The organism is Clostridium sp. KLE 1755 (genome assembly GCF_000466465.2).
Classification (GTDB): domain Bacteria; phylum Bacillota; class Clostridia; order Lachnospirales; family Lachnospiraceae; genus Eisenbergiella; species Eisenbergiella porci.
The window spans coordinates 1-22,232 of record NZ_KE992646.1; the positions used below are offsets into that span (position 1 = coordinate 1).

35 protein-coding genes, 1 pseudogene and 1 riboswitch are annotated in these 22,232 nt (G+C 46.1%); of the genes and pseudogenes, 34 read left to right on the forward strand and 2 right to left on the reverse strand.

Going from position 1 to position 22,232, the window contains the following annotated elements; all coding sequences use genetic code 11:
* Positions 1 to 869: pseudogene (locus tag HMPREF1548_RS30315) on the forward strand (hypothetical protein); the annotation flags it as partial.
* A 42-nt stretch (positions 870 to 911) separates the two neighbouring features.
* Here the strand turns inward: HMPREF1548_RS30315 and HMPREF1548_RS00665 are convergent.
* On the reverse strand, positions 912 to 1,772 hold the full coding sequence (locus HMPREF1548_RS00665) for a class I SAM-dependent methyltransferase (protein WP_025487420.1): 861 nt from the start codon (positions 1,770 to 1,772) through the stop codon (positions 912 to 914).
* A gap of 203 nt (positions 1,773 to 1,975) precedes the next feature.
* Positions 1,976 to 2,150: riboswitch (Lysine riboswitch) on the forward strand.
* 127 nt (positions 2,151 to 2,277) lie between these two features.
* On the opposite strand from HMPREF1548_RS00665, the gene HMPREF1548_RS00670 reads away from it, so the two are divergent.
* From HMPREF1548_RS00670 to HMPREF1548_RS00830, 33 genes are all read left to right on the forward strand, one after another.
* A complete protein-coding gene (locus HMPREF1548_RS00670) occupies positions 2,278 to 3,897 on the forward strand; it encodes a Na+/H+ antiporter NhaC family protein (protein ID WP_021633693.1) in 1,620 nt (539 codons plus the stop codon).
* A gap of 562 nt (positions 3,898 to 4,459) precedes the next feature.
* Positions 4,460 to 4,777: a 30S ribosomal protein S10 gene (gene rpsJ, locus HMPREF1548_RS00680; RefSeq protein ID WP_009256142.1), complete on the forward strand. Its 318-nt coding sequence runs from the start codon at positions 4,460 to 4,462 to the stop codon at positions 4,775 to 4,777.
* Positions 4,778 to 4,925: 148 nt separating this feature from the next.
* On the forward strand, positions 4,926 to 5,609 hold the full coding sequence (gene rplC / locus HMPREF1548_RS00685; RefSeq protein ID WP_021633696.1) for a 50S ribosomal protein L3: 684 nt from the start codon (positions 4,926 to 4,928) through the stop codon (positions 5,607 to 5,609).
* Positions 5,610 to 5,635: 26 nt separating this feature from the next.
* Complete coding sequence (gene rplD, locus HMPREF1548_RS00690; RefSeq protein WP_021633697.1) at positions 5,636 to 6,256, forward strand: 50S ribosomal protein L4; 621 nt, start codon at positions 5,636 to 5,638, stop codon at positions 6,254 to 6,256.
* On the forward strand, positions 6,256 to 6,555 hold the full coding sequence (gene rplW, locus HMPREF1548_RS00695) for a 50S ribosomal protein L23 (RefSeq protein WP_021633698.1): 300 nt from the start codon (positions 6,256 to 6,258) through the stop codon (positions 6,553 to 6,555). Before rplD ends, rplW begins: the two co-directional genes overlap by 1 nt.
* A 127-nt stretch (positions 6,556 to 6,682) precedes the next feature.
* Entirely contained in the window at positions 6,683 to 7,525 is an 843-nt protein-coding gene (gene rplB / locus HMPREF1548_RS00700; RefSeq protein ID WP_025487416.1) for a 50S ribosomal protein L2, read from the forward strand.
* A gap of 14 nt (positions 7,526 to 7,539) precedes the next feature.
* On the forward strand, positions 7,540 to 7,821 hold the full coding sequence (rpsS, locus tag HMPREF1548_RS00705) for a 30S ribosomal protein S19 (RefSeq protein WP_021633700.1): 282 nt from the start codon (positions 7,540 to 7,542) through the stop codon (positions 7,819 to 7,821).
* Between the two features lie 19 nt (positions 7,822 to 7,840).
* Positions 7,841 to 8,227: a 50S ribosomal protein L22 gene (gene rplV / locus HMPREF1548_RS00710; RefSeq protein WP_021633701.1), complete on the forward strand. Its 387-nt coding sequence runs from the start codon at positions 7,841 to 7,843 to the stop codon at positions 8,225 to 8,227.
* Between the two features lie 48 nt (positions 8,228 to 8,275).
* On the forward strand, positions 8,276 to 8,932 hold the full coding sequence (gene rpsC / locus HMPREF1548_RS00715; RefSeq protein WP_021633702.1) for a 30S ribosomal protein S3: 657 nt from the start codon (positions 8,276 to 8,278) through the stop codon (positions 8,930 to 8,932).
* Positions 8,932 to 9,369, forward strand: a complete 438-nt coding sequence (gene rplP / locus HMPREF1548_RS00720) for a 50S ribosomal protein L16 (protein WP_021633703.1) — start codon at positions 8,932 to 8,934, stop codon at positions 9,367 to 9,369. Before rpsC ends, rplP begins: the two co-directional genes overlap by 1 nt.
* A complete protein-coding gene (rpmC, locus tag HMPREF1548_RS00725) occupies positions 9,359 to 9,568 on the forward strand; it encodes a 50S ribosomal protein L29 (protein WP_021633704.1) in 210 nt (69 codons plus the stop codon). Before rplP ends, rpmC begins: the two co-directional genes overlap by 11 nt.
* Before the next feature lie 32 nt (positions 9,569 to 9,600).
* A complete protein-coding gene (gene rpsQ, locus HMPREF1548_RS00730) occupies positions 9,601 to 9,858 on the forward strand; it encodes a 30S ribosomal protein S17 (protein ID WP_009256131.1) in 258 nt (85 codons plus the stop codon).
* Between the two features lie 89 nt (positions 9,859 to 9,947).
* Positions 9,948 to 10,316 (forward strand): 50S ribosomal protein L14, encoded by a 369-nt coding sequence (rplN, locus tag HMPREF1548_RS00735; protein WP_021633706.1) that lies wholly within the window; start codon positions 9,948 to 9,950, stop codon positions 10,314 to 10,316.
* A 10-nt stretch (positions 10,317 to 10,326) separates the two neighbouring features.
* Positions 10,327 to 10,638 (forward strand): 50S ribosomal protein L24, encoded by a 312-nt coding sequence (gene rplX / locus HMPREF1548_RS00740; RefSeq protein ID WP_025487415.1) that lies wholly within the window; start codon positions 10,327 to 10,329, stop codon positions 10,636 to 10,638.
* Between the two features lie 23 nt (positions 10,639 to 10,661).
* Complete coding sequence (gene rplE, locus HMPREF1548_RS00745) at positions 10,662 to 11,201, forward strand: 50S ribosomal protein L5 (protein ID WP_021633708.1); 540 nt, start codon at positions 10,662 to 10,664, stop codon at positions 11,199 to 11,201.
* Between the two features lie 12 nt (positions 11,202 to 11,213).
* On the forward strand, positions 11,214 to 11,399 hold the full coding sequence (locus tag HMPREF1548_RS28750; RefSeq protein ID WP_009256127.1) for a type Z 30S ribosomal protein S14: 186 nt from the start codon (positions 11,214 to 11,216) through the stop codon (positions 11,397 to 11,399).
* Positions 11,400 to 11,415: 16 nt separating this feature from the next.
* Positions 11,416 to 11,817 (forward strand): 30S ribosomal protein S8, encoded by a 402-nt coding sequence (gene rpsH, locus HMPREF1548_RS00750; protein ID WP_021633709.1) that lies wholly within the window; start codon positions 11,416 to 11,418, stop codon positions 11,815 to 11,817.
* A gap of 48 nt (positions 11,818 to 11,865) precedes the next feature.
* Complete coding sequence (gene rplF, locus HMPREF1548_RS00755) at positions 11,866 to 12,408, forward strand: 50S ribosomal protein L6 (RefSeq protein ID WP_025487414.1); 543 nt, start codon at positions 11,866 to 11,868, stop codon at positions 12,406 to 12,408.
* Positions 12,409 to 12,425: 17 nt separating this feature from the next.
* Positions 12,426 to 12,794 (forward strand): 50S ribosomal protein L18, encoded by a 369-nt coding sequence (gene rplR, locus HMPREF1548_RS00760; protein ID WP_021633711.1) that lies wholly within the window; start codon positions 12,426 to 12,428, stop codon positions 12,792 to 12,794.
* Between the two features lie 20 nt (positions 12,795 to 12,814).
* Positions 12,815 to 13,324 (forward strand): 30S ribosomal protein S5, encoded by a 510-nt coding sequence (gene rpsE / locus HMPREF1548_RS00765; protein ID WP_021633712.1) that lies wholly within the window; start codon positions 12,815 to 12,817, stop codon positions 13,322 to 13,324.
* A 14-nt stretch (positions 13,325 to 13,338) separates the two neighbouring features.
* On the forward strand, positions 13,339 to 13,524 hold the full coding sequence (gene rpmD, locus HMPREF1548_RS00770) for a 50S ribosomal protein L30 (RefSeq protein ID WP_021633713.1): 186 nt from the start codon (positions 13,339 to 13,341) through the stop codon (positions 13,522 to 13,524).
* Positions 13,525 to 13,542: 18 nt separating this feature from the next.
* A complete protein-coding gene (rplO, locus tag HMPREF1548_RS00775; RefSeq protein WP_021633714.1) occupies positions 13,543 to 13,983 on the forward strand; it encodes a 50S ribosomal protein L15 in 441 nt (146 codons plus the stop codon).
* Positions 13,983 to 15,296: a preprotein translocase subunit SecY gene (gene secY, locus HMPREF1548_RS00780; protein ID WP_021633715.1), complete on the forward strand. Its 1,314-nt coding sequence runs from the start codon at positions 13,983 to 13,985 to the stop codon at positions 15,294 to 15,296. Before rplO ends, secY begins: the two co-directional genes overlap by 1 nt.
* Positions 15,297 to 15,426: 130 nt before the next feature.
* A complete protein-coding gene (locus tag HMPREF1548_RS00785; RefSeq protein WP_021633716.1) occupies positions 15,427 to 16,068 on the forward strand; it encodes an adenylate kinase in 642 nt (213 codons plus the stop codon).
* Positions 16,069 to 16,095: 27 nt separating this feature from the next.
* Positions 16,096 to 16,848 (forward strand): type I methionyl aminopeptidase, encoded by a 753-nt coding sequence (gene map / locus HMPREF1548_RS00790; RefSeq protein WP_021633717.1) that lies wholly within the window; start codon positions 16,096 to 16,098, stop codon positions 16,846 to 16,848.
* A 13-nt stretch (positions 16,849 to 16,861) separates the two neighbouring features.
* Positions 16,862 to 17,131, forward strand: a complete 270-nt coding sequence (locus HMPREF1548_RS00795; RefSeq protein WP_198168594.1) for a KOW domain-containing RNA-binding protein — start codon at positions 16,862 to 16,864, stop codon at positions 17,129 to 17,131.
* Positions 17,132 to 17,166: 35 nt separating this feature from the next.
* A complete protein-coding gene (infA, locus tag HMPREF1548_RS00800; protein WP_009256116.1) occupies positions 17,167 to 17,385 on the forward strand; it encodes a translation initiation factor IF-1 in 219 nt (72 codons plus the stop codon).
* Positions 17,386 to 17,553: 168 nt separating this feature from the next.
* Entirely contained in the window at positions 17,554 to 17,667 is a 114-nt protein-coding gene (rpmJ, locus tag HMPREF1548_RS00805) for a 50S ribosomal protein L36 (RefSeq protein WP_023353537.1), read from the forward strand.
* A 714-nt stretch (positions 17,668 to 18,381) separates the two neighbouring features.
* Entirely contained in the window at positions 18,382 to 18,750 is a 369-nt protein-coding gene (gene rpsM / locus HMPREF1548_RS00810) for a 30S ribosomal protein S13 (RefSeq protein ID WP_021633721.1), read from the forward strand.
* A gap of 33 nt (positions 18,751 to 18,783) precedes the next feature.
* Positions 18,784 to 19,179 carry a 30S ribosomal protein S11 gene (gene rpsK / locus HMPREF1548_RS00815; protein ID WP_021633722.1) on the forward strand — a complete coding sequence of 132 codons (396 nt, stop codon included), beginning with the start codon at positions 18,784 to 18,786 and terminating at the stop codon, positions 19,177 to 19,179.
* 169 nt (positions 19,180 to 19,348) lie between these two features.
* Positions 19,349 to 19,942, forward strand: a complete 594-nt coding sequence (gene rpsD, locus HMPREF1548_RS00820; RefSeq protein WP_025487410.1) for a 30S ribosomal protein S4 — start codon at positions 19,349 to 19,351, stop codon at positions 19,940 to 19,942.
* Between the two features lie 65 nt (positions 19,943 to 20,007).
* Complete coding sequence (locus HMPREF1548_RS00825; RefSeq protein ID WP_021633725.1) at positions 20,008 to 20,976, forward strand: DNA-directed RNA polymerase subunit alpha; 969 nt, start codon at positions 20,008 to 20,010, stop codon at positions 20,974 to 20,976.
* 193 nt (positions 20,977 to 21,169) lie between these two features.
* Positions 21,170 to 21,706, forward strand: coding sequence for a bL17 family ribosomal protein (locus HMPREF1548_RS00830; protein ID WP_021633726.1), 537 nt, complete (start codon positions 21,170 to 21,172; stop codon positions 21,704 to 21,706).
* A 167-nt stretch (positions 21,707 to 21,873) separates the two neighbouring features.
* Here HMPREF1548_RS00830 and HMPREF1548_RS00835 read toward each other — a convergent pair whose 3' ends face one another.
* Complete coding sequence (locus HMPREF1548_RS00835; protein WP_021633727.1) at positions 21,874 to 22,209, reverse strand: helix-turn-helix transcriptional regulator; 336 nt, start codon at positions 22,207 to 22,209, stop codon at positions 21,874 to 21,876.
* Between the last annotated feature and the right edge of the window lie 23 nt (positions 22,210 to 22,232).

The window sequence follows — 22,232 nt, forward strand, 5'->3', positions numbered from 1 at the left end:
GGGATATGGCGGCTCAGGAAGGTATGCCGGCGGCCGAGGATGCAGCAGCTCAGGAAGGTATGCCGGCGGCCGGGGATACGGCGACTCAGGAAGATATGCCGACGGCAGTGGATGCGGCAGCACAGGAAGGTATGGCGCAGGAAAAAACAGCGCAGGAGTCTGCGACGCAGGGGCCGTCAGCTTGGAAGACGGCGGAAGAGGCCATTGGCAGTCAGGGAAATGCGGGAACGGATAATGCATTTCAGAATACCGGAGGCAGCAATAATAACGTATATCAGAATGCGGCCGGACAGAACGGAAGCGGTTATCAGGATGCCAATATCCGTTATGGCACCAATATGTATCAGAGCCAGGCTGGTTACCAGAATCCTGCTGGTTACCAGAATCCTACTGGTTATCAGAATTCTGTCGGTTATCAGAACGGACCCTCCTATGGAAACCAGAACGCCAATACCTATCAGAATCCCAATTTCTTTCAGCAGGGCGGCAATGGCGCGCCCAATAATACATATACGAATGCGAATGTATATGGGAACGGAAACGGTTATGGCCGTCCAAATGGGCAAAACGGTTATCCGTATGGCGGAGCCTATCAGGAAAGTCCTTATCAGGGAGCGCCGATTGCTCCTATCAGCCAGGAGGCTCCGGAACCGCCGATGAAGGTATCCGACTGGGTTCTCACCTTGCTTGTGCTTGCCATTCCCTGTGTGAATATCATCATGCTTTTTATATGGGGCTTTGGCACGACGGAAAACCGTAGCAAAGCTAATTTCTGCAAGGCGGCGCTGATTTGGACAGCGGTGGTGGCCGCACTTGGATTTATTTTATATATGGTCATAGTAGCAGGTGTAATTGCCGGATTGGTTTAACCAATCCGGCAATTATGTTACAGCCTTTTAAAGCTGCAGCCTTCAGCTGTTCCAGCGCCCTGATGCGCCGCAGGGAAGAATCAGGCCGCTTTCCGTTACCGGAAGGCCGATTTCTTCCGCATCCACATGTCCTCCCAGAACCGGGACGATACACAGATTCATCATATAGGACAATACGGCGGGCTGCAGGCCGGTAGTGTAGGAATTTATAAGAAAGAAACGGGCGTCCCTGGACAGCAGCTGGGTGCACAGCTGTACAAAAGGGAATATGCTCTCTTCGATTTTCCAGATTTCCCCTTTAGGGCCTCTTCCGTAGGAGGGAGGATCCATAATTATGCCGTCATAAGTGTTCCCTCGGCGGATTTCACGTTCCACGAATTTGACACAATCGTCTACCAGCCAGCGGATGGGAGCATCTGAAAGACCGGAGGCCGCCGCATTTTCCTTTGCCCAGGAAACCATGCCCTTGGACGCGTCCACGTGGGTGACGCTGGCCCCGGCTTTAGCGGCACTGAGCGTTGCGCCTCCGGTATAGGCGAACAGATTCAGAACCTTCAAAGGCCGGCCGGACTTACGGATGATGTCCGAAAACCAGTCCCAGTTTACCGCCTGTTCGGGAAATAATCCAGTATGCTTGAAACTAAATGGCTTCAGCCGGAAGGTGAGATCACGGTAATGGATGCTCCATTCCTGGGGAAGATTAAAAAATTCCCATTCGCCGCCGCCCTTGCTGCTGCGGTGATAATGTCCGTTCTTTTTTGACCAGCCCGGGTGCCTGCGGGGAGAATTCCAGATTACCTGAGGATCCGGGCGGACAAGCAGGTAATCCCCCCAACGCTCCAGCTTTTCACCGTTTCCGGTATCCAGCACCTCATAATCCTTCCAGTTTTCAGCTTTCCACATATGTTTGCTCCATTCCTTTTCGTAATAATATTTCTCTGTCATCCATGACCGGGCAAAAATAAAATCCTGCCCGGACAGTATCTGATAACACTATACACGAATGAATTGTGGTCTGCAACCACCGCCTGTGGAAAAATGAGGTTTTATCTTGTTTTTTACAGACAAGGGTGGTAAAATGCCAGTATACGTACAGAAAATAGAATAGATATGATAGAGGCGCGGGCTTTATCAGTACCATTTGGGCAAAGGAACAGGACAGCCGTCCATATGGGAAAGGAAAGACCGCCGAAGAATTGTTTCCCGGTCCGGGGAAGCTTTTCTGGGGCGTAGCAGAATATGCTGCGGACTGTCACAAGGATGTGGAGCGCTATCTGTAATTTACTGCCGAAAAGATCAGGACAGGAACCGTGAATGGGAGTGCGCACAGCCTTATGTTCACGGTTCTTTTTTTGCGTACGTAAAATAGCTGCACAAAGCGGCTGAGGGGAAAGAGAGGATTTTATATATGAAAAGACATGGAAAGAAACTGGCCGGAGGGCTGGGGCTGATATTCCTGCTGGCGGCCTTCTGCTCTGTGACCGTGCTGGCTGCGGGAACGGATGCGCCCGAGCCTGCATTGTATGCCACTGTTGCATCATTGATTCCGCCCGTAGTGGCAATTGTCCTGGCCCTGATTACCAAGGAGGTTTACAGCTCTCTTTTTATAGGGATTCTTGTAGGCGGCCTTTTTTATTCAGGATTCCGGTTTGAGGGCACGGTTACCCATATTTTTCAGGATGGATTTGTTGCGGTGCTGTCTGACGGCTATAATGTGGGCATTCTGATGTTCCTTGTTATTCTGGGCGCCATGGTTAGCCTGATGAACCGGGCAGGAGGATCGGCGGCTTTCGGACGCTGGGCAAAAGAAAAAATCAGGAGCCGGGCCGGTGCGCAGCTGGCTACAATTGTTTTGGGCGTTTTGATTTTTATCGATGATTATTTTAACTGCCTGACAGTGGGAAGCGTAATGCGCCCGGTAACGGACAGACATAATGTATCCCGCTCGAAACTGGCGTATCTCATTGATGCAACGGCTGCACCTGTCTGCATCATAGCGCCGATCTCCTCCTGGGCCGCAGCGGTAACGGGCTTTGTGGAAGGAGAGGATGGATTTTCCATTTTCATTCAGGCGATTCCCTATAATTTTTATGCGCTTCTGACGATTGCCATGATGGTCTGCCTGGTGGTGATGAAGTTTGATTTCGGACCGATGGCAGCTCATGAAAAAAATGCGCAGAACGGAGATCTTTTTTCTTCCGGGAAAAAGGATGAAAAAGAGGTGGAAGTGGAAACTGCAAATCCCAGAGGCCGTGTGGTGGATCTGGTAGTACCCATTCTTGTGCTGATTATCTGCTGTATTGTGGGGATGATTTATACTGGCGGTTTCTTCTCCGGCGCTGATTTCGTCACGGCTTTTTCCAACAGTGATGCTTCGGTGGGCCTTGCTCTGGGAAGCTTCTTTGCCATGGTGCTCACCATCCTTTTTTACTGCGTACGCAGAGTGCTGGGCTTTACGGACTGCATGGCATGCCTGCCGAACGGCTTTAAGGCTATGGTGCCTGCCATCCTGATACTGACCTTCGCATGGACGCTGAAAGCGATGACGGACAGCCTGGGTGCGGCGGCTTTCGTTGCGGCCGCGATGGAGAAGGCAGCGGGAGGCCTGATGAACCTGCTTCCGGCCATCATTTTCCTGGTAGGTTGTTTCCTTGCCTTCGCTACAGGGACAAGCTGGGGGACCTTCGGAATCCTGATCCCCATTGTTGTCGCTGTTTTTGAAAAATCCGATCCGAAGCTGATGATAATCTCCATTGCCGCTTGTATGGCGGGGGCAGTGTGCGGCGATCACTGCTCGCCCATATCGGATACCACGATTATGGCTTCGGCAGGAGCGCAGTGCGATCATGTGAATCATGTGACCACCCAGCTTCCTTATGTTATCACTGTGGCCGCAGTCTCTTTTGTGACGTACCTGCTGGCTGGCTTTGTACAGAATGCGTGGATTACGCTTCCCATCGGACTGGCCCTGCTCATTATTGTGCTGCTGATAATCAGGGGGACGCAGACGAACCGGGCAACGGATTAGTTTTTACATTTCCTTTTATATAGGAAGAAAGACGCTGCGGCCCGAACCAGAATTATCCGAATGACGCGCGGGGAAGGCCGCCAAAATCCAGGCTTAGTAAGAGCAGCCGCCGCTGATAAGGGTATTTTTGCGGCGGAAAACCTCCGGAGGAAAGGGGCAGAAATGCCTTTTTCCTCCGGTTTTTGCACAAAAAAACATAATTCTTGTCATCAACGAAAAAAACTTGATTTTTTTAGAAAAAAAGCTTGCATCTTTGGCAGAATATCAGTATAATAACAAATGCTGTGACATGATAGCAATGAAGCGTGAGGTTGCTGCCCACTGTGGCAGGTTTTCCGTGGAGCGAATGTCAAGTTAGGAAACTGACGACAAGTCACTGTACAAGCAATGAAGTCTGTTAATAAACAGAAACAACCGAGTGAAAAGTCCAAATGGAACTTGATGAGGTTCCGATAGTCGCAAAGCGTTTAAACACGTTAACAATTAGGACACACACGGGAGAGTGTACAGTCACCGCTTGTCGTACTTCAACAAAAAGTGCGAAAAGGAGGCGACTTTTTTTATGGCAAATCAGGTAATGAGAATTACATTGAAAGCTTATGACCATCAGCTGGTTGATGCGTCTGCCAAGAAAATCATCGAAACAGTCAAGAAGAACGGAGCACAGGTGAGCGGACCTGTACCGCTTCCTACTAAGAAGGAAGTTGTTACAATTCTGAGAGCCGTACACAAGTACAAAGACTCCAGAGAACAGTTCGAGCAGAGAACCCACAAGAGACTGATCGACATCATAGCTCCTACCAACAAGACGGTAGATGCTCTTCAGAGACTGGAAATGCCTGCCGGTGTTTACATCGACATCAAAATGAAAACCAAATAATTCAACACAACGAAACCTCTACAAAGACGTATGAACAATGTCTTATTTCGCAGGACTTCATCCTTCTTCTTTATAAAGTATTAAAGGTGAGGGCAGAACTGGGGGATAGACGCTGTTCCGCTATGTAGACAACAAGGAGGTAAAAATCATGAACAAAGCGATTTTAGCTACCAAAGTCGGAATGACTCAGATTTTCAATGAAGATGGTTCCCTGATTCCGGTAACCGTACTTCAGGCCGGCCCCTGTGTGGTAACCCAGATTAAGACAGTTGAGAACGACGGTTACAGCGCAGTACAGGTTGGATTCGTAGACAAGAAAGAAAAGATTGTCAACAAAGACAAGGGCGGTAAGAAAGAAGTTATTCACAGACATGGTGTTAACAAGGCTGAAAAAGGCCACTTCGATAAAGCCGGAGTTTCCTGCAAGAGATATGTAAGGGAATTCAAATTTGACAATGCGTCCGAATATGCACTGGCTCAGGAAATCAAAGCTGATATCTTTGCTGCCGGAGATAAAGTGGATGCAACTGCTGTTTCCAAAGGTAAAGGATTCCAGGGCGCCATCAAGAGACATGGCCAGCACAGAGGCCCCATGGCTCACGGTTCCAAATTCCACCGTCATCAGGGTTCCAATGGTGCATGCTCCTCACCGAGCCGTGTATTCAAAGGAAAAGGAATGCCTGGACATATGGGCTGCGTAAAGGTTACAGTTCAGAACCTGGAAGTTGTAAGGGTTGACGCAGAAAAGAATCTGCTTTTGGTGAAAGGCGCAGTACCGGGCCCTAAGAAAGCAATGGTAACAATCAAAGAAACCACAAGAATGGATGCTTAAATTAGGGGTGAAAGGAGGAACTAACAATGGCTAACGTAGCTGTTTATAATATGGAAGGCAAGGAAGTCGGAACAATCGACTTAAGCGATGCAGTATTCGGCGTTGAAGTAAATGAACACCTGGTACACATGGCAGTCGTTCAGCAGCTTGCCAATAAGCGTCAGGGAACACAGAAAGCGAAGACCCGTTCTGAAGTTTCCGGCGGCGGAAGAAAACCTTGGAGACAGAAAGGGACCGGTCATGCAAGACAGGGTTCAACAAGAGCTCCCCAGTGGACCGGCGGCGGTGTGGTATTTGCTCCCGTTCCGAGAGACTATTCCTTCAAGCTGAACAAGAAGGAAAAGAGAGCGGCTCTCAAATCTGCATTAACAAGCAGAGTACAGGAAAACAAACTCATCGTTGTAGATGAACTGAAATTTGATGAAATCAAGACTAAGGACTTCAAGCAGGTTATGGATAACCTGAAGGTTGTAAAAGGCCTTGTTGTTATCAATGAAAATGACAAGAACGTGGTAATGAGCGCTAAGAACCTGGCTAAAGTCAATACAACTCTGACAAGCACACTGAATGTATATGATATAATGAAAGCCGGCACCGTAGTTCTTACCAAGGATGCTGTTAAGACTATCGAGGAGGTGTACGCATAATGGCTGACGTAAAATATTATGATGTCATCCTCAAACCCGTCATCACTGAGAAGAGTATGGCTGGTATGGGAGATAAGAAATATACTTTCCTTGTTCATCCCGAAGCAACCAAATCCCAGATTAAAGAAGCTGTGGAAAAAATGTTCGAAGGAACCAAGGTTAAGAGCGTAAACACACAGAACTGCGAAGGCAAGAACAGAAGACGCGGCATGGTAGTGGGCAAAACTGCCAAGACCAAGAAAGCAATCGTTCAGCTGACAGCAGAAAGCAAAGATATCGAAATCTTCGCCGGTCTGTAAGAAGCGCGGGTGCAGGCACGTTTCTGTACTTGCATCAGGAGACACACGGTACGGTTTAACCGCTCCGGCCTCCGCTTAAGTGCAAATCAAGCACGACAATAAATGATGAAGAAAAGGAGAAAAAATCATGGGAATTAAGACATATAACCCATATACACCTTCCAGAAGAAATATGACTGGTTCTGATTTCTCTGAGATTACAAAGTCCACTCCTGAGAAGAGCCTTTGCGTTTCTCTGAATAAGAATGCAGGCCGTAACAATCAGGGCAAGATTACCGTGAGACATCGCGGCGGCGGAAACAGAAGAAAATACAGAATAATAGATTTCAAGAGATACAAAGATGATGTCCCTGCAACTGTAGTCGGCATCGAATACGACCCGAACAGAACTGCTAACATCGCATTAATCTGCTATGCAGACGGTGAGAAGGCTTACATCCTTGCTCCTGAAGGACTGAAGGATGGCATGAAAATCATGAATGGCCCTCACGCAGAAGTAAGAATCGGAAACTGCCTTCCTTTATCTGAAATTCCTGTTGGTACTCAGGTACACAACGTTGAATTATATCCCGGCAAGGGCGGTCAGCTGGTTCGTTCCGCTGGAAACGGCGCACAGCTGATGGCTAAAGAAGGAAAATATGCAACATTGAGACTTCCCTCCGGTGAAATGAGAATGGTGCCCGTAATCTGCCGCGCAACCGTAGGTGTTGTAGGCAACGGAGACCACAACCTGATCAACATCGGTAAAGCAGGACGTAAGCGTCACATGGGCATCCGCCCGACAGTCCGCGGTTCCGTCATGAACCCTAACGACCATCCTCATGGTGGTGGTGAAGGTAAGACCGGTATCGGCCGTCCGGGCCCGAGTACTCCTTGGGGCAAACCTGCACTCGGCTTGAAGACACGTAAGAAGAAAAAAGCGTCCAACAAGCTGATTGTAAGAAGAAGAGACGGTAAGGCTATTAAATAAGGAGGAAAGAATCAATGGCTAGATCACTGAAAAAAGGACCGTTTGCTGACGCAAGCATCCTCAAAAAAGTAGATGCACTGAACGCTGCCGGACAGAAACAGGTTATCAAAACCTGGTCCCGCCGTTCCACAATCTTCCCGTCCTTTGTTGGACACACAATTGCTGTCCATGACGGAAGAAAACATGTGCCTGTATATGTAACAGAAGATATGGTTGGACATAAGCTCGGAGAGTTTGTAGCAACCAGAACCTATAGAGGACATGGAAAAGACGAAAAGAAATCCAAACTGAGATAATTGAAAGGAGGTTTTATCCATGGCAAGAGGACACAGAACTCAAATTAAGAGAGAAAGAAATGCAAATAAAGATACAAGACCTTCTGCAAAGTTATCTTACGCAAGGGTTTCTGTACAGAAAGCATGCTTCGTACTGGATGCCATCAGAGGCAAAGACGTTACGACAGCACTGGCTATCCTGGAATACAATCCCAGATATGCATCCAGCCTGATTAAGAAATTACTCGAATCTGCAATTGCAAACGCAGAAAACAACAACGGTATGAACAAAGACAACCTGTATGTTGCGCAGTGTTATGCAAATAAGGGACCCACAATGAAGAGAGTACACCCCAGAGCACAGGGAAGGGCTTACAGAATCGAAAAGAGAATGAGCCACATCACCTTAGTGCTGGATGAGAAATAATCCGAGGAAGGAATTGTCCCGGACGGGGCAAACGTGAAAGGAGAAAATATGGGACAGAAAGTTAATCCTCATGGCTTAAGAGTCGGCGTCATCAAAGATTGGGATTCCAGATGGTATGCGGACGCTGAGTTTTCAGACTTTTTAGTAGAAGATTACAATATCAGAAAATATTTAAAGAAAAAACTTTACAGTGCCGGTGTTTCCAAGATTGAAATCGAAAGAGCATCCGACAGAGTAAAGGTTATCATCTACACTGCGAAGCCGGGTGTTGTTATCGGTAAGGGCGGTGCGGAAATCGAGGTTACCAAGAAAGAGCTGTCCAAGCTGACAGACAAAAAGGTTCTTGTTGACATCAAAGAAATCAAGAGACCTGACAGGGATGCACAGCTGGTTGCAGAGAACATCGCTCAGCAGCTGGAAAACCGTGTGTCTTTCAGAAGAGCTATGAAATCCTGCATGGGCAGAACCATGAAGGCCGGCGCGCTGGGTATCAAGGCTGCATGTGCAGGCCGTCTTGGCGGAGCTGATATGGCTCGTACCGAATTCTACAGTGAAGGAACCATCCCGCTTCAGACACTGAGAGCTGATATCGATTATGGATTTGCAGAAGCAGATACCACATACGGTAAAGTTGGTGTCAAAGTATGGATCTACAAGGGCGAAATACTTCCTGCGAAAGGAAACAAGGAAGGGAGCGATAAATAATGTTAATGCCTAAAAGAGTTAAACGTCGTAAACAGTTCCGCGGTTCTATGGCAGGCAAAGCAATGCGCGGCAACACCATTACTTATGGTGAGTACGGTCTGGTAGCAACAGAGCCGTGCTGGATCAAGTCCAATCAGATTGAAGCAGCCCGTATCGCGCTGACACGTTATACAAAGCGTAGTGGTAAGGTATGGATTAAGATTTTCCCTGACAAACCAGTAACAGCAAAACCAGCAGAAACACGTATGGGTTCCGGTAAAGGTACTCTGGAATACTGGGTAGCGGTTGTTAAGCCCGGACGTGTAATGTTTGAAATTGCAGGTGTTCCTGAGGAATCCGCAAAAGAAGCATTACGTCTTGCTATGCATAAGCTTCCATGTAAATGTAAAGTTGTTTCTAAAGCAGATTTGGAAGGCGGTGTATCAAATGAAAACTAAACAGTTTGTTGAAGATTTAAAGAAAAAATCCGACGCTGATTTAGCACAGGAACTGGTAAATGCTAAAAAAGAACTTTTCAATTTGAGATTCCAGAACGCAACAAATCAGCTTGATAACACGGCAAGAATCAAAGAGGTTCGGAAGAATATCGCAAGAATCCAGACCCTCATTACTGAAAAAGCCAAGGCTGCTCAGTAAGCCGTTAACATTCCAGAAAGGAGCACATCGACGTGGAAGAAAGAAATCTGAGAAAAACACGTACTGGTAAAGTCGTTAGTAATAAAATGCAGAAAACTATCGTTGTTGCTGTAGAAGACCATGTAAGACACCCTCTTTATGGTAAAATCGTTAAGAGAACCTACAAGCTGAAAGCTCATGACGAGAACAACGATTGCAACATCGGCGATACCGTTAAAGTAATGGAAACAAGACCTCTGTCCAAAGACAAGAGATGGAGACTTGTGGAAATCATTGAAAGAGCAAAATAATTAACGTTAATTCAAACGTTTGCAATAATAGGAATACAGGTTCTGCGCCCAGCTAAATCAGGGGTGAACCTGGCGGAAGGAGAATTAGCATGATTCAACAGGAAAGCAGATTGAAAGTTGCTGATAATACCGGTGCAAAAGAGCTCCTGTGCATCAGAGTTATGGGTGGCTCTACAAGAAGGTATGCGAATATCGGCGATGTTATCGTTGCCAGCGTCAAAGATGCAACACCAGGCGGCGTTGTAAAAAAAGGCGACGTAGTAAAAGCTGTTGTTGTACGTACTGTAAAAGGCGCTCGTCGTAAAGACGGTTCTTATATCAAATTTGACGAAAATGCTGCTGTAATCATCAAAGATGACAAGACTCCCAGAGGAACCCGTATCTTTGGACCGGTAGCAAGAGAGCTTCGTGAGAAACAGTTTATGAAAATTGTATCTCTGGCTCCCGAAGTATTATAGGAGGTGCCTTATGTCGACAATGAAAATTAAGAAGGGCGATACCGTTAAAGTAATCGCTGGTAAGGATAAGGACAAAGAAGGAAAAGTTCTTTCCGTAGATAAGAAGAACGGCAAAGTGGTTGTTGAAGGCGTGAACATGGTAACAAAGCATGCAAAACCGTCTGCTGCAAACCAGAACGGCGGAATTATTCAAAAAGAAGCTGCGCTTGATGTATCGAACGTAATGTACGTTTACAAAGGAAAACCGACCAGAATCGGTTTCAAAGTTGAAAATGACAAGAAAGTACGTTTCGCTAAATCAACCGGCGACGTAATTGATTAATTCTAAGGAAGGAGGCCGTAAACGTGAGTAGACTGAAAGACTTATACAATGATACGATTGTAGAAGCAATGACCAAAAAGTTCGGATATAAAAATGTTATGGAAGTTCCGAAGCTGGATAAAATCGTCATCAACATGGGTGTTGGCGAAGCAAAAGATAATGCAAAGGCTCTGGAATCTGCCGTGAAGGACCTTGAAACAATCACAGGACAGCATGTAGTACTTACAAGGGCTAAAAACTCCATCGCTAACTTCAAAATCAGAGAAGGTATGGCAATCGGATGTAAAACAACCCTCCGTGGTGAGAAAATGTATGATTTTCTTGACCGTCTTGTAAACCTTGCGCTTCCCCGTGTACGTGACTTCAGAGGTGTAAACCCTGATGCATTCGACGGAAGAGGAAACTACGCACTGGGCATCAAGGAACAGCTTATTTTCCCCGAAATCGAATACGATAAGGTAGAGAAAGTAAGAGGTATGGACGTTATCATCGTTACTACTGCAAAGACTGACGAAGAGGCACGTGAATTACTGAGATTATTCAACATGCCTTTTGAGAAATAAGGAGGTTCATTCATGGCTAAGACAGCAATGAAGATTAAACAGCAGCGCAAACCTAAATTCTCCACAAGAGAATATACTCGTTGCAAAATCTGTGGTCGTCCACATTCAGTGTTAAGAAAATACGGAATCTGCAGAATCTGCTTCCGTGAACTGGCATATAAAGGACAGATCCCCGGCGTAAAGAAAGCAAGTTGGTAAGAAGGAGGCAATTCAAATGACAATGAGCGATCCGATTGCAGATATGCTTACAAGAATCCGTAATGCAAATACTGCAAAACATGATACAGTAGATGTACCTTCATCCAAAATGAAACTGGCTATCGCGCAGATTCTGCTGGACGAGGGATATATCAAGAAATATGACATTCTGGATGACGGTGCTTTCAAGACCATCCATATCACCCTGAAATATGGTGAAGACAAGAACCATAAGATCATCACAGGCTTAAAGAGAATTTCCAAACCCGGTCTCCGCGTATACGCAGGCAAGGAAGAACTTCCCAAGGTACTGGGCGGACTTGGTATTGCTATCATCTCTACCAACCAGGGCGTTATCACAGACAAGAAAGCAAGAGAACTTCAGGTAGGCGGCGAGGTACTGGCATTCGTTTGGTAATCAACCGGATGCTGGGCTGGCTTTGAATAAATTATAGGAGGTACGGGCATGTCACGTATAGGAAGAATGCCAATCGCAGTTCCTGCAGGCGTTACTGTAGAGATTGCAGAAAATAATAAAGTGACTGTAAAAGGTCCCAAGGGCACACTTGAAAGAGTGCTCCCTGCTGAGATGGAAATCAAGATGGAAGGAACCGAAATCGTGGTTTCCAGACCTAATGATTTAAAGAAAATGAAATCCCTGCATGGTCTGACCAGAACACTGATCAACAACATGGTTGTTGGTGTTACCCAGGGCTACGAGAAGAAGCTGGAAGTAAACGGTGTAGGTTACAGAGCAGCAAAGTCCGGCAATAAATTAACCTTATCTTTAGGTTATTCCCACCCGGTGGAGATGGAAGATCCCGAAGGCATTGAAACAGTGATGGAAGGACAGAACATCATCATCGTAAAAGGTATCGATAAAGAAAAAGTTGGCCAATTCGCAGCTGAAATCAGAGACAAGAGAAGACCGGAACCTTACAAGGGCAAGGGTATCAAGTATGCTGATGAAACAATCAGACGTAAAGTTGGTAAGACTGGTAAGAAATAGATAAGGAGAGTGTAAAAATGGTTAGTAAGAAATCAAGACAAGAAGTTCGTTTGAACAAGCATAGAAAACTGCGTAACCGTTTTAGCGGCACTGCTGAAAGACCGCGTCTTGCTGTGTTCAGAAGCAATAATCATATGTATGCTCAAATTATCGACGATACAGTTGGAAATACACTTGTTGCAGCCTCCACCGTTGAAAAAGACGTAAAGGCTGAACTGGAAAAAACCAATAACGTTGATGCGGCAGCATACCTGGGAACTGTAATTGCAAAGAGGGCTCTGGAAAAAGGAATCAAAGCGGTTGTCTTTGACAGAGGCGGCTTTATATACCAGGGTAAGATCGCAGCATTAGCTGATGCGGCCAGAGAAGCTGGCCTGGAATTCTAGGAAGGGAGAACACATCGTAAATGAGACATACAATCATTGACACAAGCAATCTGGAACTCACTGAAAAAGTAGTTTCCATCAAACGTGTAACTAAGGTTGTAAAGGGTGGTCGTAACTTCCGTTTCACAGCTTTAGTCGTAGTAGGCGACGGCGCGGGACACGTAGGTGTAGGCCTTGGAAAAGCAACTGAAATTCCGGAAGCTATCCGCAAAGGAAAAGAAGACGCTGCCAAGAATCTGGTAAGCGTTGCACTGGATGAAAACAACAGTATTACCCATGACTTCCTGGGCAAGTTCGGTTCTGCAACCGTTCTTCTCAAGAAAGCTCCTGATGGTACCGGTGTTATCGCCGGCGGCCCTGTTCGTAACGTATGCGAGCTTGCAGGTATTAAAAATATCCGTACGAAATCTCTTGGATCCAATAACAAGCAGAACGTCGTACTTGCTACCATCGAAGGCTTAAGCCAGTTAAAGACTCCTGAAGAAGTAGCAGCTAACCGTGGTAAATCTGTTGACGAAATCATGGCTTAAGGAGGAAATTTAAAATGGCAGAGAAAACTTTAAAAATCACGTTGGTAAAGTCCCCTATCGGTGCGGTTCCGAAGCATAAAGCTACCGTAAAGGCAATGGGACTTACCAAAATGCACAAAACAGTTGAGCTGCCCGACAATGAATCCATAAGAGGCATGATTCAGCAGGTCGGTTACATGCTCAAAGTAGAAGAAGCGTAAGAACAGGAGGTGTCAGGAATGGAATTATCAAACTTACAGCCTGCAGAAGGTTCCAAGCACAGCGATAACTTCAGAAGAGGCCGTGGCCATGGTTCAGGAAACGGCAAAACAGCTGGTAAGGGACATAAAGGTCAGAAAGCTCGTTCAGGAGCTCCCAGGCCGGGCTTTGAAGGCGGTCAGATGCCTTTATACAGACGTATTCCCAAGAGAGGCTTCACTAACAGAAACTCTAAGGTTATCGTAGGCATTAACTTAAGCGCTCTGGAGGTTTTTGAGGACGGAACTACCGTTACCGTAGAAACCTTAATTGAAAAGGGCATTGTTAAAAATCCCAAAGATGGAGTAAAAATCCTCGGAAACGGAGAATTGACCAAAAAGCTCGATGTTAAGGCTGATGCGTTCAGCGCATCCGCAAAAGAAAAAATCGAAGCACTTGGTGGAACAGCAGAGGTGATGTAATGCTTACAACACTTAAAAATGCATTTAAAATGAAAGAGCTCCGGAAGAAGATTTTCTACACCTTCGCCATGCTGGTTGTGATCCGCTTAGGATCACAGCTGCCTGTGCCTGGGGTTGACAGAACTTATTTTTCCAGATGGTTTGCGGCGCAGACCGGTGACGCATTCAATTTTTTTGATGCGTTTACCGGCGGTTCTTTCCTGAACATGTCATTGTTCGCCCTGAACATTACGCCGTATATTACATCCTCCATCATTATACAGCTCTTAACCATTGCCATCCCTAAGCTGGAAGAAATGCAGAAGGACGGTGAGGACGGCCGTAAGAAGCTGACCGCAATCACCAGATATGTTACTGTTGGTCTGGCTTTGATTGAATCAACCGCTATGGCAATCGGCTTCGGCAGAAGCGGACTGCTGGAAGACTTCAATGCATTGAACGTAATTACTGTTATCGCTGCCCTTACAGCAGGAAGTGCATTCCTGATGTGGATTGGTGAGAGAATTACGGAAAATGGTGTGGGCAACGGTATTTCAATAGTCCTGACCATCAACATTGTATCCAGAATGCCTCAGGATCTGGCAAGCCTTTATAATCAGTTTGTAAAGGGCAAACCTGTGGCAACCGCTGTTTTAGCGGCTCTTATCATTCTGGCTATTATTGTTGCCATGGTTATTCTGGTTATAATCCTGAATGATGCAACCCGGAAAATCCCGGTCCAGTATGCAAAGAAGGTTCAGGGAAGGAAAATGGTGGGCGGCCAGTCCTCCAATATCCCGCTGAAGGTGAATACTGCAGGCGTTATCCCCGTAATTTTTGCATCCTCCATCATGCAGTTCCCGGTAATTATCGCTCAGCTTTTGGGCTATAAGGGAACAGGCGTATGGAGCCATATCCTGAAGGGATTAAGCTCAAGCAGCTGGTGCAAGCCCAGTGAGCCGGTATATTCTATCGGCCTTGTTGTATATATTGTTCTGGTAATCTTTTTTGCTTATTTCTATACATCGATTACCTTCAATCCCCTTGAGATTGCAAACAATATGAAGAAGCAGGGCGGATTCATTCCCGGTATCAGGCCCGGCAAGCCCACCAGTGATTATCTGAACAGAATCCTGAACTACATTATTTTCATCGGTGCATGCGGCCTGACAATTGTCTGTGTACTGCCCTTTGTATTCAACGGTATCTTCGGCGCAAGCGTTTCCTTTGGCGGAACGAGCCTTATCATCGTTGTCAGCGTAGTTCTTGAAACATTAAAGCAGATTGAATCCCTGATGCTTGTGCGTAACTACAAAGGCTTTTTGAATGACTAATCATATATACTAATGGTAATTGGGACAGAACATTTGTTTTGTCCCAAAATGCGATATAGAACAGAGGAGGTAACTGTACAGGCAAGAAACAGTTACCGGAGAAACGCGTCCTCAAAGTGGAGAAAATGCTATGAAAATTATTATGTTAGGTGCTCCTGGCGCCGGAAAAGGAACTCAGGCGAAACTGATTGCTGAAAAATACGGCGTTCCCCATATCTCAACAGGAGATATTTTCAGGGCTAATATTAAAAATGGTACCGAGCTTGGTAAAGAGGCCAAGGAATATATGGATAAGGGACTCCTTGTTCCGGATGAACTCACCGTACGCCTTCTTCTGGACAGAGTTGCCCAGGATGACTGCAAAAACGGTTATGTTCTGGATGGATTCCCGAGAACGATTCCTCAGGCTGAGGTTCTTGACAAGGAACTGACCAAGCTGGGTGACAGCGTTGATTTTGCAGTTGACGTGGATGTACCCGACGAGAATATTATCAGAAGAATGTCCGGCAGACGTGCATGCCTTAACTGCGGCGCTACCTACCACATTGTGAACATACCGCCCAAAAAAGAAGGTATCTGCGATGTATGCGGCAGCGAACTGGTGCTGAGGGATGATGATCAGCCTGAGACAGTAAAGAACCGTCTTAAGGTTTATCATGAGCAGACACAGCCTCTGATTGAGTATTATACAGGCAAAGGTGTGCTGAGAACAGTTGACGGCACTCTTCCGATGGAAGAAGTCTTTGATGCAATTGTAAAAATCCTTGGTTAAGGATAGCGGCCTTCGGAGGTTATTTGTATGGCAGTGACCATTAAATCTGCAAGAGAAATTGAATTTATGCGGGAGGCCGGAAGGATACTGGCAGAGGTCCACGAAGAACTCGGTGCTTTTATCCGTCCCGGCATTTCCACGCTGGACATTGATATGCTGGGCGAGAAATTAATACGCAGCTACGGCTGTACACCCAACTTTCTGAATTACAACGGGTATCCGGCGTCTATCTGTGTATCGGTCAACAATGAGGTGGTACATGGAATCCCCAACAGGAACCATATCCTGGAGGAGGGTGACATTGTCAGCCTGGATGCGGGACTTATTTACAAGGGGTATCATTCCGATGCGGCAAGAACCCATGCGGTGGGCAATATCAGCGAAGATGCCAAAAAGCTGATTGAGGTGACCAGGCAGAGCTTTTTTGAAGGAATTAAACTCGCGAAAGCAGGAAACCACCTTCATGATATATCCGAAGCGATTGATGATTATGTGAGCGGATTTGGGTATGGGATTGTCCGTGATTTAGTTGGTCATGGCATTGGCACCCAGCTTCATGAGGATCCTCAGATCCCCAATTTCAGGCAGAAACGCAGGGGCGTAAGACTGCAGGCCGGCATGACTCTGGCAATAGAGCCCATGATCAATATGGGCGGCTGGCCGGTGGAGTTTCTGGATGACGGATGGACTGTTGTGACCAGGGATGGTTCCCTTTCCGCCCATTATGAGAATACAATTCTGATAACGGAAGGCGAGCCGGAGATTCTCACAATCTGCTGAAATGAGGAAATCTATGACTGGAAAACTGGCGCTCTCAAAAGCGGGGCATGACAAAGATAAGCTTTATCTGATTGTAAAGGAAGAGCAGGATACGGTATATCTGGCGGACGGACGTAAACGCGGTCTGCTGAATCCGAAGAAGAAGAACCGAAGGCATATTCAGGTGATACACAAAGGTGTTTCCGAAGAAGAGCTGGAACGCTTCTTTCAAAATCCTGCCTGGGCCGACACTCAAATCAGAGAGAGGATAGAGCTTTTTAACCGCAGAATGAAACCTGAGTAAATTGATAATGATTGTAAACAGAAAGGAAGCAAAATATGTCAAAAGCAGATGTAATTGAAATCGAAGGAACCGTAGTTGAAAAGCTGCCCAACACCATGTTCCAGGTGGAGTTGGAGAATGGACACAGAGTGCTTGCACATATCAGCGGAAAATTAAGACAGAATTTTATCCGTATCCTTCCCGGTGATAAAGTGACTCTGGAGCTTTCTCCTTATGATCTGTCCAAAGGACGTATTATCTGGAGAGATAAATAATCCGTGTAACCGGACACTGGAATGAATGAGTTTCAGGTCCTTACAGCCGGCTGTCAGGAAATTACCGGATTTTTCAGGAAAAACCGGGTTAATTTCGTGAAAACAGCTTGCATAAACCGTTGCCCCATGTTATAATTTAAAACGGTCTTTTTTGAAAGGAGGTTTAACATGAAAGTTAGATCATCAGTAAAACCGATTTGCGAAAAATGCAAAGTCATCAAGAGAAAGGGTGCTATCAGAATCATCTGCGAGAACCCGAAGCACAAACAGAGACAGGGTTGATCCTTGTCGCTCCATTCAGGCGGCATCAGCACCAATTATAAAAAAGGTGCTTGTAGATAATTGAACGTAAGACAATTCGTGTTGGGATGCGGCGATGTTTCGGCAGAGCCGCAGAAAATCTTACATGGGTTTACGGGAGATTACTTTTTGATACCGAAAATTAGGATGCACAGCGTCCTCAGTATTCGTGAGAATACCGGAGTATCGGAAAGGCCGGATGGATGTCCGGCTGGGTAAGCGACTGCGGGGCAGTCGCTCGAAAAACAAAACAAATCTCCGATTTGCTTTGTTTTTCCTATTGGATTCCCGGGAGAGATAGAGAGAGTTGTTGGAGGCCAGAAATGGCTGACGGGAGCTTTTGGTTATCGCCGGAAGGGAGATTCATGGGAGTACCCCAGTCAATTAGTAACTATTTTTTAGTATGCACAGGGTGTGATACACTCGGAAGCGTGTGGAACGTGGAAGGGGATAGTCTGCCATGTGCTCGTTGCGCGTTAAATACTTAGTTGAAGAACTTTAAGGGAATGCAGATATCTGATGGTATATGCGGAAGCCTGCAGGGATTTGACGACCGCGGCGGAGGGCGGAGCCAGGGATGGTTCAGAGCTGCCGGCTGCGGAAATAAAGACCGGTTATTTGACTGCGCAGTGAAGAAACGCGCGGCCCGGAGCCTTCCGGGTGGGAATTGCGCGAAAGAAAACGGAGGAAACGTAAATGGCTCGTATTGCAGGTATTGACTTACCAAGAGAAAAACGTGTGGAAATCGGACTTACCTATATCTATGGTATCGGTAGACCGAGCGCAACAAAAATCTGCGAAAAGGCAAATGTCAACCCTGACACCCGTGTAAGGGAACTGACAGACGATGAGGTAAAGAGACTCAGCGCTGTTATTGATGAAACAATGACTGTTGAAGGTGATCTGAGAAGAGAAATCGCTCTGAACATCAAGAGATTACAGGAAATCGGATGCTATAGGGGTATCCGTCACAGAAAAGGACTTCCGGTTCGCGGCCAGAATACCAAGAACAATGCCAGAACAAGAAAAGGTCCTAAGAGAACGGTTGCAAACAAGAAGAAATAATATCAATTTATTGAGGAAAGTAGGTTAGTTTAAATGGCTAAGAAAGTTGCGAAAAAAGTAACAAAGAAACGTGTCAGAAAAAACGTTGAACGCGGACAGGCACATATTCAGTCATCTTTCAATAACACAATTGTTACCCTGACAGATACTGAAGGAAATGCTTTAAGCTGGGCAAGCGCCGGCGGTCTGGGATTTAGAGGTTCAAGGAAATCTACTCCGTACGCAGCACAGATGGCTGCAGAAACTGCTGCAAAGGCTGCTATTCCGCACGGCCTGAAGACTGTGGACGTTTTTGTAAAGGGTCCTGGTTCAGGACGTGAAGCTGCTATCCGTGCACTCTCTGCATGTGGTCTGGAAGTAACCAGCATTAAGGATGTTACTCCCGTTCCCCACAACGGATGCCGCCCGCCCAAGCGTCGTAGAGTTTAATCAGCATTTTGTGATTTTCATCCGGGAACGGATGGTTGCGTAAATAATAAATTGAGAAAACGTTGGAAGAAAGTACGGCACAGTGAGTGAGGCTGTTTCATGAGGAAACGGCTTTTCGCCGGCAGGACCGGCGGAGCGTACTGTAAACAATATTTGGAGGAAATTTTAAATGGCAGTAAACAGAACCCCTGTTTTAAAAAGATGCAGAACCCTTGGTCTTGAACCCATGTACCTGGGATACGATAAAAAGTCCAACAGAACCAGCGCAAGAGCTGGTAAGAAGGTCAGCGAATACGGCACACAGCTGAGAGAAAAACAGAAAGCCAAATTCATTTACGGCGTTCTGGAAAAACCTTTCAGAAACTACTATAAGAAAGCCGACAAAATGAAGGGTATGACAGGTGAAAACCTGATGACTCTTCTTGAGAGCAGACTGGACAGCGTTGTTTTCAGAATGGGCTTTGCAAGAACCAGAAGAGAAGCTAGACAGGTAGTAGATCACAAGCATGTACTGGTAAACGGAAAGTGCATCAACATTCCTTCTTACCTGGTAAAAGCAGGCGATGTGGTTGAAATCAAGGAAAAAGCAAAAGGAATGCAGAGATATAAAGATATCCTCGAAGTTACAGCAGGAAGACTTGTTCCGGAGTGGATGGATGTAGATCAGGAAAACTTCAAAGGAACGATTAAGGAACTTCCGACCAGGGAAATGATTGATGTACCTGTAGACGAAATGCTTATCGTCGAATTGTATTCCAAGTAATTTCTTGTAACTGGCGTGAACGTTTCAATTAAGAAACTTTTCGTTCGTAAAGGAGGGTATTTGCAGTGTTTGATTTTGAAAGACCCAATATCGAGGTTGCTGAAATCTCTGAGGACAAGAAATACGGCAAATTCGTTGTAGAACCGCTGGAAAGAGGTTACGGTATCACCCTTGGCAATTCACTGAGAAGAATCATGCTTTCTTCCCTGCCGGGTGCGGCTGTGAGCCAGGTCAAGATTGAAGGCGTGCTGCATGAATTCAGCTCTATTCCTGGTGTCAAGGAAGATGTGACTGAAATCATCATGAACATCAAGAGTCTGGCAATCAAGAATAACAGCGAAACCAATGAACCTAAGACCGCTTATATCGAATACGAGGGCGAAGGTGTTGTCCGGGCTTCAGATATTCAGGCAGACCAGGATATTGAGATTCTTAATCCCGACCTGGTAATTGCTACCTTAAGCGGCGGCAAGGAAAGCAAGCTGTACATGGAACTGACCATTACCAAGGGACGTGGATATGTCAGCGCAGAGAAGAACAAGAGCGAAGACCTGCCTATCGGCGTAATCGCTGTTGATTCCATCTATACCCCGGTAGAAAGAGTAAACATGACTGTAGCCAATACCCGTGTTGGTCAGGTAACTGACTTTGATAAACTGACACTGGATGTTTATACCAATGGCACTCTGGCTCCGGACGAAGCTGTCAGCCTTGCTGCAAAAGTACTCAGCGAACATTTAAGCCTTTTCATCGACCTTTCTGAAAACGCCAAGACCGCAGAGGTTATGGTGGAAAAAGAAGATGATGAGAAAGAAAAAGTATTGGAAATGAGCATTGACGAGCTTGAGCTGTCCGTTCGTTCCTATAACTGCTTAAAGCGTGCTGGTATCAATACGGTAGAAGAATTAACTAACAAGACTTCTGAAGATATGATGAAGGTTCGTAACCTGGGCCGCAAGTCTCTGGAAGAGGTTCTTGCTAAATTAAAGGAACTCGGTCTTCAGCTGAACCCCAGCGATGACGTGAATGCATAATTCTGAATAAAAGTTCCGGCGTTTCCCGGTAAGTCCGAACGGCACGGTAGGCGTCACGGCATCCTTCAGGATGCCTGTCACATGATTGGCGGTCAAAGCTGTCCGCAGGGTGGCTTTGGCTTTACACAGCATTCGGTAAGTAAGTCCAAAGAGCGTGGCCGGATGTACCAAGAATGAAAGAGAGAATAGAAAAATGGCAAAGTACAGAAAATTAGGAAAAACCTCAGATCAGAGAAAGGCTCTGCTGAGAAACCAGGTAACCAATCTGTTATATCACGGAAAAATCGTTACCACTGAAGCAAGAGCTAAAGAAGTTCGCAAGATCGCTGAAGGCATCATTGCAATGGGCGTAAAGGAAAGAGATAACTACGAAACCGTTAAGGTTACTGCCAAGGTTGCCAGAAAAGACAAAGACGGCAAGAGAGTAAAGGAAGTTGTAGACGGCAAGAAGGTTACCGTATACGATGAGGTGGAGAAGGAAATCAAGAAGGATATGCCCAGCAGACTTCATGCCAGAAGACAGATGCTGAAAGTTCTGTACCCTATTACCGAAGTTCCGACAACTGCAGCCGGACGTAAGAAAGGTACCAAGAAGGTTGATATGCCTGCTAAGATTTTTGATGAAATCGCTCCCAAGTATGCTGACCGCAAGGGCGGTTATACACGTATCATCAAGATTGGCCAGAGAAAGGGCGACGGAGCAATGGAAGTTGTTCTGGAGCTTGTATAAGTCAAATCCATATTTCCACAGGCCGGTTCTGCCGGCTATGGAATAAAAATAGCAGAGAGCATTTTGCTTTCCTAAAAAAAGAGGCATCCGCCGCGGAAGAAAATTCCGTTGGCGGATGCCTTTTTGCGTTTATTAACGACCGTGACATTTATACGCTGCACAAGTGCTTAATCCGGTTCCATCCATCCGGAATATTCGATAATGGAGGGGACTTCGCCGGGTTTTCGACCCTGCAGAGTCTGCTTCCGGTATTCTTTGGGGGAGACCTTCATCATTTCATTAAAATGCCGGTTGAAATTACTCAGCGTACTGAAGCCTGTCATAACAGAAATATTGAGAATCGTATGGTTTGTGTTACGAAGCAGGTTGCAGGCATTCATAATCCGGATAGTATTCAGGTAATTCAGGGGACTGGTATGCATAACAGCCTGAAAGCTTCTTCGGAAATGGGTAGGGCTCATATGGCATAGTTCCGAAAGCTTATCGACAGGAAACTTGTTCATGTAGTTATCTTCGATAAAGTCCA